Origin of the sequence: Mongoliibacter sp. (assembly GCF_007692705.1) — a bacterium.
In the GTDB taxonomy this organism is placed as follows: domain Bacteria; phylum Bacteroidota; class Bacteroidia; order Cytophagales; family Cyclobacteriaceae; genus Mongoliibacter.
Genome location: NZ_REBN01000177.1, coordinates 20,896 through 32,099, shown reverse-complemented (window position 1 = coordinate 32,099; position 11,204 = coordinate 20,896). Strand labels below are relative to the sequence as shown.

Genomic DNA, 11,204 nt, shown 5'->3' with positions numbered 1-11,204 from the left:
AAGCGGGGGGACTTGACATTAAGTATCAAGCTTGGGATTCAGGGGACATTCTTATTTTCATCTATCTGGTTTTTATTGACGGGAGTTTTGTTTGCCTGGTTTTTCCTCAGCCGAAATCAAGAGCTGGCATTTTTCGGGTTTTTGATGGCAATGCTACCTGTGGTTTTATATTTTTTGATATGGTTTTATTTCGTAAAAAAAGAACCCGAAAAGAATGTGACGTATGATTGGGTGATGTGGATGAATAGGATATCCGGCTTGTCATTAAATGTTTTTTTCGTCTGGTACTTTCTGGAAAATACCCAGATCTTACAAGTCATGTGAAAAAACAATCATACTTCAATGACATCTCCATGTGTCCTTTTTATAATTTGTTTAGCAAGGAGTTTATTGTTTTTGATGAGCGAAACTGATAATTCAGAAAAAGCATTTGACCCGAAAAGCCATTGAACTCTTCGCCCTATCCATAATCTGCTTTTGAAATTCTTATTCCAGATGCGTGAATATTCTGTTTCGATCTGATTCCTGTCAGAAAACTTCAATAAGCACTCTGAAAGTATTTTGGCTGAATGTATAGCCATCGCCATGCCGTTGCCGCAAAGGGGGGTGATAAGTCCAGCAGCATCACCAATCATCAAAATATGATTTTCTATCAAAGGTTTTGGCTCGAAACTTATTTCGTTAATCACTTCTGGTTTTTCAAATAAAAAATCTGAATTGTTGAAGAGGTGATTAAGTTGTGGATTTTTACAAAGCACATTTTCTTCAAGTGATGCTACACTACCATACTTTTTAAGATGCTGTGAGTTACCCAAATAACAAAGGTTAAATTTCCCCTCTTCGATTTGATTGATACCGCAATACCCCCCTTCAAAATTGTAAAGTGCTACTTTATCGGCATCGAAATCAGTCTGGATATGATATTTCACGCCAATGAATGGACTTCGCTTTTGCATGAATTCCCTATCTAAACTTTTGTCCAACTTGGACCTTTTCCCAAAGGCCCCAATCAAATATTTGCATTCCAATTGTCTGCCATCGCTTAACAGTAACTGAAACTGCTCAATTTTGGGATCATAATCTGCCTCTTCTACTTGAACCTGCAGCATAAACTCAGCACCTTCTTTTTGACATTCTTCAAAGATAAACTGGTCGAGGACATATCGGCTAATTCCGAATCCACCCAAATCCAGAGATATGTTCGCCAAGTTCCCTTTTATAGAACCCAACTCGAATTGCGTGATATTACTGGGATAAAAATCTTGGGGAAACAGTCCTTCTTTGTTTAAAAAATCTTTGACCTCATTGGAAATATACTCTCCGCAGACCCGGTGAAACGGATAGCGTTTTTTCTCAATGACTAGCACTTCTCTTCCTGCCTTTGCAAGTTGATGGGCTGCTATTAGGCCACCTAAGCCACCACCTATGATAATAATTTCTTTGTATATCACTTTAAATAATATTCATATTGGCTTAAATATATCCCTTCTTCTTACAAAAGCGGGTTTGAACAATAACCTTATAATTTAATTTAGGTTTTATAGTTGGGGATTTAGAACGGTATTCCTTTTAATTTTGTCATAACCTGGACTTAGGCATCAAAAAGTTTCGATTCCCAAAATATTAATTATTTTTACAACCTATTGAAAACGAAAGACCATGTCTCCAAATCCCGTAACAATCCTAAAAGAACATAAGTTGAGAATTACCAATTGCCGCAAAGCAGTTCTTAGTACTTTTTCTGACAAGCAAAGTGCTTTATCTCATGCGGATTTGGAAGATATTCTCAAGGAAAACTATGATAGGGTTACTATTTACAGGACGCTGAAGACATTTCTTGAAAGCGATTTGATCCACAAAGTATTGGATGATTCCGGAGCTACCAAATATGCGCTATGTTCTCATAATTCGGATGGCACTCATCATCATGACCATGAACATATTCATTTTAAGTGTGAAATCTGTGGGAAGATCAAATGTTTGGAAGAAGCTACTTTACCGAAAGTGAGTTTACCCAAAGGGTTCGTTAACAAAGAAATGAGTCTTTTGGTAACTGGAGTTTGCGACAAGTGCAATTAAGCTTCTAAGGGTTCTGTAGGGGTTTTGGATTTTGGGCCATCGGAAGGCCAAATGATCCCTGGGGGCAAATCTATTTTCGGAGGAGTGTAGTCTTCTATACCCCCATCCCCATCGTCATTGTTATCTCCTTTCCTCGAAATCTTCGGTTTTGTTAAAGTAGCGACAAAGTATATCAACACCACATAGGCTAAACCGCACAAGACTAAATCTACAACCAAGCTACTCATATCACTAAAATTTCCTTTAATTTAACACATTTCATTATAGAAGTCAAAGTATTAACCCTTTACAAAGCATATTGATTTCTTATTTTGATAAAAATTTAGAAGCATTTGTGATTGATTTGTGAAATAGGGCAGATAATAGGATATTTGCGCTCTGAAAAAAAATATGTAAATGATAGTAAAAACTAAAAAATATCAACTTGACACAGGTACCTATATCAAAATAGGTTTGGGAAATATCTTAAAGGAACAATGGTGGGTAGTATTGATAGCATTGGCCATAGCATCCGGTTATTTTTGGATAGCCTCATGGTGGTGGATTAGTATGGCTATTTTAGCTTATGTATTGTACTGGTTATTTTGGGTAATTCAATTTGCGGGTGTAACCCAAATGGAACAGAATAAGGCTATTTTTGAAAGAATGGCATATGAAATTGATAGCAGGCAGATTTTAATGAAAATTAATACCAAACAAGGAATGCCAGTTAAATGGGACATGATCAAAAAGGCTGAAATCAAAAAAGATGCTTTCATATTGACCATGTCCAAAGCACAATTTATTCACCTGCCTTTCAGGATATTCAATTCTGAAAATGAGAGAAAGTTTATGGAGACGATTTTGAAGAGAAAAGGCTTTACGGCCTAATGCAAGTTTTGTTCTTCTAAGAGACCAATCAAGTTTTATCAGCTAGGTTGGTCTTTTTTTTTGACTAAAAAAAGCCAGCCCAAAATGGCCAGCTTTAAAATTACGGTTTCAAAACTGAAACTTATCCATAAATTTCTTCTAATATGTCCGCAAGTCTTATTCCTGCCGCGGTAAGTCTTTCTTCTGTATGATGGTAATGTTTATAAATATATTCATAGCCTATTCTGTTATTTTCAGGAATGTCATACATATCAGGCCTCATGGCAGCAGCTTCCCTCAACCAGTCTGCCGGGGTTTTGCTTGTATACTCTTCTTTCAGTTCTGGCGTAATCCTTTTATTCAGTTCATGGGCAATTTCAGAATAGCTCATTTTTTTATTGGCAATCATATCTGAATCCCAAATTGCATGAATATTAGTCTCTTTGTTGAAAAAGCTTACTTTCACATCATTTCCCCCTCTGTCTCCGGGTTTGCCAACATGAAAGGGTTGGTGCAGGTCCCCAACAATATGAATCAATAACCTCAACTGATCTCTTTCTTCCTCTGGGCTTAGTCCACCTTTTTTTAAATTTTCTTTAATTTCCAAAAAAGCGGAGTAAGCATCTCCCGTTTCCTCTTGAATACTGGGATCATATTCCCCGTCTACTGTAGTGACCCAATGCCATGTGTTGGTGTAGTCATACTTTTTATCGGCTCTGATGTTATCCATCCATATTCCCACACCTGAGATGGATTGATTCTGGAGAATTGCCTCCACCTTTTCTACAGTTTCAGGTTTCATATGCCATTCAGCGAGTTTGCCTATCACATAATGGCCTATAGCACCCCATGCAAAAGAGCTTGTTTGCGTACTGATGACCAAAAGGAAGGCCAAGGTTAATTGTCTGGTAATTTTCATTTTTTGAAAGGAAATATTGTGGAAATAGGGTTGAAATACAATAGAAGTAAGATTGAAATATGGTATATAGCGTTGAAATACAGTAGAAATAAGATTGAAATATTTTAGAAACAGGGTTGATATAATTTTTAAAATTTCGTCAAAAGACTGTTTAAAGAATTAAATTTCATCCGTATTTCACTCATTTCATGTTATCGTTATACTTGGACAATTTAGGAGTTCAATTCATTAACAGCAAGGTATGCCATCAGTCCTGCCCCGATTTCCATAGCATCTTCGTCGATATCAAAGGTGGGCGTATGGACACCTGAAGTAATTCCTTTTGATTCGTTTCTCGTGCCAAGACGGTAAAAACAGCCATCTATTTCCTGTGTATAATAGGAGAAGTCTTCAGCGGCCATCCAAATATCTAGGTCCTCCACATTTTCTTCTCCAAGATAATCTTTGGCTGCATTTTTTGCTTTCTCTGTTAGCACTTCGGCATTTTTAAGAAATGGATAGCCTCTACGGACCTCAAAATCAATTTCCCCACCCATTCCTTCTACGATTCCTGTAGCAATCTTCACCATCTGAATATGGGCTTTTGCTCTCCATTCTTCGTTGAGGGTTCGGAAAGTGCCTTGAATCTTGACTTCATTTGGTATAATGTTGGTTGCACCAAGAGCTTCCACCCTTCCAAATGAAAGAACAGATGGAATTTTCGGAGATGCATTCCTGCTAACCACCTGTTGTAAAGCCACGATCATATGAGAAGCCATCAATACTGGATCAGCCAATGTTTCAGGCATGGCTCCGTGACCTCCCTTTCCGGTAATCGTAATGTAAAGTTCATCAGCACTGGCCATGTACATTCCTGACCTGAATCCTACTTTTCCTACAGGAATCAAAGGCATCACATGTTGGCCTATGATACCTGAAGGCCTTGGATTTTCCAGGACATTTTCTTTGATCAGTAAGGATGCACCACCAGGAATAAGTTCTTCTCCGGGTTGAAAAATCAGTTTTACTGTACCTTCTAATTTGTCTTTTATTTCACTGAGAATTTTAGCGGCACCCAAAAGAGATGCAGTATGTACATCATGACCACAGGCATGCATAATACCTAGGTTTTTGGATTTATAACTTACTTCGTTTTGCTCAATAATTGGGAGGGCGTCCATATCACCTCTAAGAGCGATGGTTTTTTTCTCTGGATTCTTTCCTTCAATCAAGGCTACAATACCGGTATTTGCTTTCCTTTCTAACTTGAGTATCCCAAAAGATTTCAATTTTTCTTCCACGAATTCCGCAGTCTTATATTCTTGAAAAGAGAGCTCGGGATTACTATGGAGGTGCCTCCTAAGAGCAATGAATTCTGATTTATATGCTTTTGCTAAGTTCTTAATCTGGTCTTTCAACATCCTCTACGGGGTCTGGATTTACATAACCTTCCCTCTGGAACCTATCTTGAATGATACGTACTGTTGGGAATTCTTCTTTGAGTACATGGTAATTGGGCTGGGCTTCAACACGGTTGATGAATTTACCTACTTTCAATAAATACCTGGGTTGCTGGTACTGCATTTCTGCTTTGATTTCTGGGAATTTTTCTTGGATCTCATCCCTGGTTTTAAAGGCCTGTTCGCGGTCAACACCACTGTAAATTAAAATTGTAAAGCCATTCCAGTATCTTTCACCTTTATTTTTGTCCTTAAAAGCCGCCAGTGCATATTCCAAATCATTATCCACGGCACCTTCTCCAGGCTTGGGAGCTTCTTCGATTATCTTCTTGGCTTGCTCATCAAGTGCTGGAAATGTTATCCTTTCGCTGCTTATGTCTTCTGAATAGCCAGCAAATTCATCGGCTTTTGGTCCGGATTTTTTGAATAAGGCACAAGAACTCGTGAAAGAAACGAGAAGTACGATGGCAGCTAAAGATCTTTTCATAAGGGTGCTATTTTCTTTAATCAATAATGACGCACTTACCACTTTCAACGTCTTGTTCTACGCTTTTGTACTTCACATCTGACACTTTTTTGCCGTCTGCATATTGTACAGTGACTCTGTCATTTCTTCCATAGACCTTTTCAGATTTTCTGGGAGCGACTACCTGAGGTGCAGCAGTTCGGTTGGCTACTGCAGCAGCAGCTTGTCTATTGGATCCTGGGTTTAAAGTGCTCCCCACTTCTTCTTTTGAAGCGGTTACCTTGGTATCATCCCTTCTTGGTGCTTGGGCTGCTTTTACCTGATTTGGATCCTGTGTAGGCAATTCTGCTTTTGCTAGGAAAGAGATTGTATCTTCGTTGAGTTTACCTACGAAGCGTTTAAACATTTCAAAAGCTTCAAATTTATAAATCAACAAGGGGTCTTTTTGTTCGTACACGGCATTTTGAACTGATTGCTTCAGGTCATCCATATCGCGTAGGTGTTCTTTCCAGTTTTGGTCAATGATGGCCAGGGTGACATTTTTCTCTATGGCCCTTATCAGGTCTCTGCCTTCATTATTGACTGTAGATTCTAAGTTGATTACTACACCAATCTGCTTGAGACCGTCAGTAATCGGTACCATGATTTCTTTAACTGTAGCACCTCTGTTGGTATACACATCCTGTAAGATCGGCATGGCCTTAACCAAAATCCTTTCACTTTTCTCTGTGTAGTGTTTATATGCTGCATCAAAAAGCTCTTGGGTCAACACATTGAGATCTTTAGACTTGATATCGTCTTCAGAGAATTGATGATCAATTCCCAGAGAGCTGTAAATATTCATTCTGAGGTTTTCGGTGTCTTCTGTACTTTTGCCCATCTGTACAAGGTCAAAAGCAACATCATACATGATATTCAAAATGTCAAGCTCAAGACGCTCACCCATCAAGGCATTTTTACGCCTTTTGTAGACAACTTCCCTTTGGGAGTTCATCACATCATCATATTCCAAGAGTCTTTTCCTGACTCCGAAGTTGTTTTCTTCAACCTTTCTTTGGGCCCTCTCTATAGATTTGGTGATCATGCTATGTTGTATGACTTCACCTTCTTCTAAGCCCATGCGATCCATAAGCTTGGCTATCCTATCGGAGCCAAACATACGCATGAGGTTGTCTTCCAAAGAAACAAAGAACTGTGAAGAACCTACATCTCCTTGACGTCCTGAACGACCTCTTAGCTGTCTATCTACCCTTCTGGATTCGTGCCTTTCCGTTCCGACTATGGCAAGTCCACCTGCGCTTCTGGATTCTTTGGTAAGTTTGATATCTGTACCCCGGCCTGCCATGTTGGTGGCAATGGTTACTGTGCCTGGTTTTCCGGCTTCGGCTACAACATCTGCTTCCTTGGCGTGTTGTTTGGCATTCAAGACCTGGTGGTTGATTTTTCTGATGGTAAGCATTCTTGACAATAGTTCAGAAATCTCAACAGAGGTGGTGCCCACAAGTACAGGTCTTTTTGCATTGGTCAATTCTACGATTTCGTCAGCTACCGCATTGAATTTCTCCCTTACTGTCTTGTAAACCTTATCTTCCCTATCATCTCTGATAATTGGCTTATTCGTAGGAATCACTACTACATCTAATTTGTAAATGGTCCAAAATTCTCCAGCTTCCGTCTCAGCTGTACCGGTCATTCCGGCAAGCTTGTGATACATCCTGAAGTAATTTTGAAGGGTAACAGTAGCATAAGTCTGCGTGGCATCTTCAACCTTGACATTTTCTTTGGCCTCTATTGCCTGATGTAGACCGTCAGAATATCTTCTGCCTTCCATGACACGTCCTGTTTGCTCATCGACAATCTTGACTTTTGAATCGACAATGATGTATTCTGTGTCCTTTTCGAACATACAGTAAGCTTTCAAAAGTTGGTTGACAGTGTGGATTCTCTGAGCTTTTATACCGTAATCCTTAATGATTTCTTCCTTTCTTATGAGCTTCTCCTTGTCGTCGATATTAGGATCTTTCTCCATTTCGGCGATTTCCACACCAATGTCCGGTAGGATAAAAAAGGTAGGATCTTCATTTTTGGTAGTGATAACCTCAATACCATTGTCCGTAAGCTCAATACCATTGGTTTTTTCTTCAATGGTAAACAAAAGTGGCTCATCTGCCTCAGGCATATTCCTTTTGTTGTCCTGGAGGTAGAAGTTTTCTGTCTTCTGCAGGATAACCCTTATTCCAGGTTCTGAAAGGTATTTAATCAATGGCTTGTATTTAGGCATTCCTCGGAATGCCCTGAAAAGTGCCAAACCACCCTCTTTTTCATTTCCTTCAGCGATAAGTTTCTTGGCTGCCGTCAAATATCCCTGAACAAGTTTTCTTTGTTCGTCAACCAATGTTGCCACCCTCGGTTTCATTTCAGCAAATTCATGCTGATCTCCTCTTGGAACAGGTCCCGAAATGATCAGTGGTGTTCTGGCATCATCGATCAATACGGAGTCAACCTCATCAATCATGGCAAAATGGTATTTTCTCTGTACCAAGTCGTCCGAATTACGGGCCATATTGTCTCTCAGGTAATCAAAACCGAACTCATTGTTGGTGCCATAAACAACGTCTGCGGCATACGCTTTCCTTCTGCCATCCGAGTTTGGAGGATATTTGTCAATACAGTCCACATCCAATCCGTGAAATTCAAAAAGTGGAGCATTCCATTCGGAGTCTCTTTTGGCCAGGTAATCGTTGACCGTAACCAGATGAACACCCCTTCCGGCAAGAGCATTGAGATAAGCGGGAAGTGTAGAAACCAAGGTTTTACCTTCACCTGTTGCCATCTCCGCAATTTTACCTTTGTGCAATACCATACCACCCACCAACTGAACGTCATAGTGGACCATGTCCCAGATAACCTCGGTGCCGGCTGCCATCCATTTATTGTGCCAGATGGCCTCATCGCCATTGATCTCAACATTTGCCTTTTTTGCAGCCAGCTCTTTGTCTTTGAGGTTTGCTTTTACCACCAGCTTCCCGTTTTCTTTAAATCTTCTGGCTGTTTCTTTCATGACAGCAAAAGCATCCATCATGACTTTGTCCAAAACCACTTCAAGTTCCTCATCTCTTTCAGCTTCGGTTTTTTCTATTTCGGTAAAAAGAGCGTCCTTCTCATGTACCTTGTCAGGTGCCAAAGCTTCTATCTGTGATTTAAATTCAGCAATCTTATCATCGAAAGATTTCAAGTCCTCATTGATGATGGACTTGATTTCAGCGGTCTTTGCCCTCAGCTGCTCATCGGACAATGGCTGTAACTTTTGAAAAGCCTCGTTGATAAGTGCTACCTTCGGGGTAAATTCCTTTATATCTCTATCAGACTTTGTTCCGAATACTTTTGCCAATCCTTTGGCTATAAAATCTAACATAATTCAGTTTATATAATTGGGCCTTAAAATTACGGCGTTTTTATTAATAATAGTAATCCCTTTAATGTTCTTATGGGAAAGGCTTTGGATTCAGTGTTGTAATCAGCCCTCAGTCTGAAGGGAAATCTTACCTTCAAAGACTTGTTTGGCTGGACCTATCAAGAAAATATGGTGGAAGCTGCCATCAGTATTTTCAGTAAACCTGACTTTTAGGTTTCCACCAGGAGTTTTGATTTTAACTTCTCGCAATTCATTCCTTGAGCCATAAACGAGGGCACATGCAGTGACACCTGTACCGCAGGATAATGTCTCATTTTCCACCCCTCTTTCGTATGTCCTGACATGTATTTCATTTTCATTTATTACGGCTACAAAGTTGACATTTGTCCCTGAAGGTTTATAGCTTTCAGCGTAACGTATTTTGGAACCCTCTTCTTTAACGGGATAATTATCAAGCTGCTCTACAAATCTCACGTGATGTGGAGATCCGGTATTCACAAAATAATCCTTACCAGCGTTGGATAAGCTCGAGACGTTGCCCATTTTAAGATAGACTATATCGTTTTCAATTTTGGCATCATGGGCACCATCAATAGCCAGAAAATGTGTTTCCGAATCGATTATTCCCAGAAATTTGGAAAAAGCTACTGCACATCGTGCACCGTTTCCGCACATGCTTTGACTTCCGTCTGCATTGAAATAAATCATTTCAAAATCATAGCCTGATTTGTTTCTGACCAAGATTAAACCATCGGCTCCAATACCGAATTTGCGGTCACATAATTTTTTGACAAGTGATAGGTCTTTTTCAGGAAAAGCCTCAGTCCTGTCATCAATCATTACAAAATCATTGCCTGTACCTTGATATTTATAGAAAGAAATTGTCATTGTTGAACTCCCTTTATTTTAGGGCATAACATTATTTTCAAAAACCAATCCAAGATTTATTGGTTTTGCAAACATAACCAACTTGTCATAAAAACAGACGTATTGTCTTACTTTCGGTTTTTTAATCAGACCGAATTACTTAAATTGGAAGTTGTTGTGTATGAATATATCATTCTAAAAAAACCAACCTATATGAAAAAGACGACTTTTAACGTATCAAGAAGATCATTTCTAAGCCACAGTTCAAAGGCTACCTTAATGCTTGGAATAGGCAGTAGTGCCATAGGTTCAGCCTTTTTGACTGCCTGTGGAGAAGGTGGGTCAGAAGAAGAAGTACAGATGTTAAGTACCGGTTTTGAGCAGACTCCGTTGGGGTACGATTATGCATCATTAGAGCCACATATTGACGCCATGACCATGGAGATTCACTATTCCAAGCACGCGGCAGCCTATGCCAATAACCTTGCAGACGCTGCTTCTGAAGAAGGAGTTGACGTTGGAAAACCTTTGGAAGAGGTAATGATGAATATATCCAAGTACTCCACCAAAATGAGGAATAACGGAGGAGGGCATTATAACCATGAGCTGTTTTGGAAAATTATGTCTCCAGATGGGGGTGGAGAGCCAAGCGGCGATTTGAGAGAAGCAATTAATGGTGCATTTGGAAGTTTTGATGAATTCAAAACAAAGTTTGAGGACGCTGCCAAGAGTCGTTTTGGTTCAGGTTGGGCATGGTTGGTGATTGACAAAAATAACCTCCTACAGATAGGCTCTACGCCCAATCAGGATAATCCATTGATGGATTTATCAGATTTTCAAGGTATTCCTTTGATGGGAATTGATGTTTGGGAACATGCGTATTACCTCAATTACCAGAACAGAAGGCCTGACTATGTATCAGAATTTTGGAATGTGGTAAATTGGGATGAAGTGAGCAATAGGTATAACACTCTTACCGAAAAGTAAAAATAATTAATCCCTGAGGGGATATTCTTGAAGATAAATTAGGCCAGTTGCTTGGCTAGACTTTTATAATAGATTCTAATACACATTAGAGCGGCTCTTATGGGCCGCTTTTTTTGGTTTGTGGGGAAATGTTGATTTTTCACATAAAAAAGGCCCAAATACCATAGATTTTGGGTTGTATTT

10 protein-coding genes and 1 pseudogene are annotated in these 11,204 nt (G+C 39.5%); 4 read left to right on the top strand and 7 right to left on the bottom strand.

Translation table 11 applies throughout. The annotated features are described in order from the left end of the window. Window positions 1–324: pseudogene (locus EA341_RS12555) on the top strand (ubiquinone biosynthesis protein UbiA); the annotation flags it as partial. 8 nt (window positions 325–332) lie between these two features. Here EA341_RS12555 and EA341_RS12550 read toward each other — a convergent pair. Beyond that, the gene (locus tag EA341_RS12550; RefSeq protein ID WP_293014959.1) at window positions 333–1,451 is read right to left on the bottom strand and encodes an NAD(P)/FAD-dependent oxidoreductase; all 1,119 of its coding nucleotides are present in this window, start codon (window positions 1,449–1,451) and stop codon (window positions 333–335) included. A 208-nt stretch (window positions 1,452–1,659) separates the two neighbouring features. Here EA341_RS12550 and EA341_RS12545 point away from each other — a divergent pair, with 208 nt between their 5' ends. Beyond that, entirely contained in the window at window positions 1,660–2,079 is a 420-nt protein-coding gene (locus tag EA341_RS12545; protein WP_293014957.1) for a Fur family transcriptional regulator, read from the top strand. On the opposite strand, the gene EA341_RS12540 is transcribed toward EA341_RS12545, so the two are convergent. After that, window positions 2,076–2,306, bottom strand: a complete 231-nt coding sequence (locus EA341_RS12540; protein ID WP_293014955.1) for a hypothetical protein — start codon at window positions 2,304–2,306, stop codon at window positions 2,076–2,078. The two genes, EA341_RS12545 and EA341_RS12540, sit on opposite strands and share 4 nt — an antisense overlap. 169 nt (window positions 2,307–2,475) lie before the next feature. Between EA341_RS12540 and EA341_RS12535 the strand changes: the two genes are divergently transcribed. Next, entirely contained in the window at window positions 2,476–2,949 is a 474-nt protein-coding gene (locus tag EA341_RS12535; RefSeq protein ID WP_293014953.1) for a YcxB family protein, read from the top strand. Window positions 2,950–3,070: 121 nt separating this feature from the next. On the opposite strand, the gene EA341_RS12530 is transcribed toward EA341_RS12535, so the two are convergent. From EA341_RS12530 to dapF, 5 genes are all read right to left on the bottom strand, one after another. Then, a complete protein-coding gene (locus EA341_RS12530; RefSeq protein WP_293014951.1) occupies window positions 3,071–3,847 on the bottom strand; it encodes a S1/P1 nuclease in 777 nt (258 codons plus the stop codon). 212 nt (window positions 3,848–4,059) lie between these two features. After that, window positions 4,060–5,247: a M20 family metallopeptidase gene (locus EA341_RS12525; protein WP_293014949.1), complete on the bottom strand. Its 1,188-nt coding sequence runs from the start codon at window positions 5,245–5,247 to the stop codon at window positions 4,060–4,062. Continuing rightward, entirely contained in the window at window positions 5,228–5,773 is a 546-nt protein-coding gene (locus EA341_RS12520; RefSeq protein WP_293014946.1) for a hypothetical protein, read from the bottom strand. The genes EA341_RS12525 and EA341_RS12520 overlap by 20 nt, the downstream gene beginning before the upstream one ends. Before the next feature lie 16 nt (window positions 5,774–5,789). Further along, the gene (gene secA / locus EA341_RS12515) at window positions 5,790–9,167 is read right to left on the bottom strand and encodes a preprotein translocase subunit SecA (RefSeq protein ID WP_293014943.1); all 3,378 of its coding nucleotides are present in this window, start codon (window positions 9,165–9,167) and stop codon (window positions 5,790–5,792) included. A gap of 102 nt (window positions 9,168–9,269) precedes the next feature. Further along, the gene (gene dapF / locus EA341_RS12510) at window positions 9,270–10,055 is read right to left on the bottom strand and encodes a diaminopimelate epimerase (RefSeq protein ID WP_293014940.1); all 786 of its coding nucleotides are present in this window, start codon (window positions 10,053–10,055) and stop codon (window positions 9,270–9,272) included. Between the two features lie 192 nt (window positions 10,056–10,247). Between dapF and EA341_RS12505 the strand changes: the two genes are divergently transcribed. Then, on the top strand, window positions 10,248–11,021 hold the full coding sequence (locus EA341_RS12505) for a superoxide dismutase (protein ID WP_293014937.1): 774 nt from the start codon (window positions 10,248–10,250) through the stop codon (window positions 11,019–11,021). The last annotated feature ends 183 nt before the right edge of the window (window positions 11,022–11,204 follow it).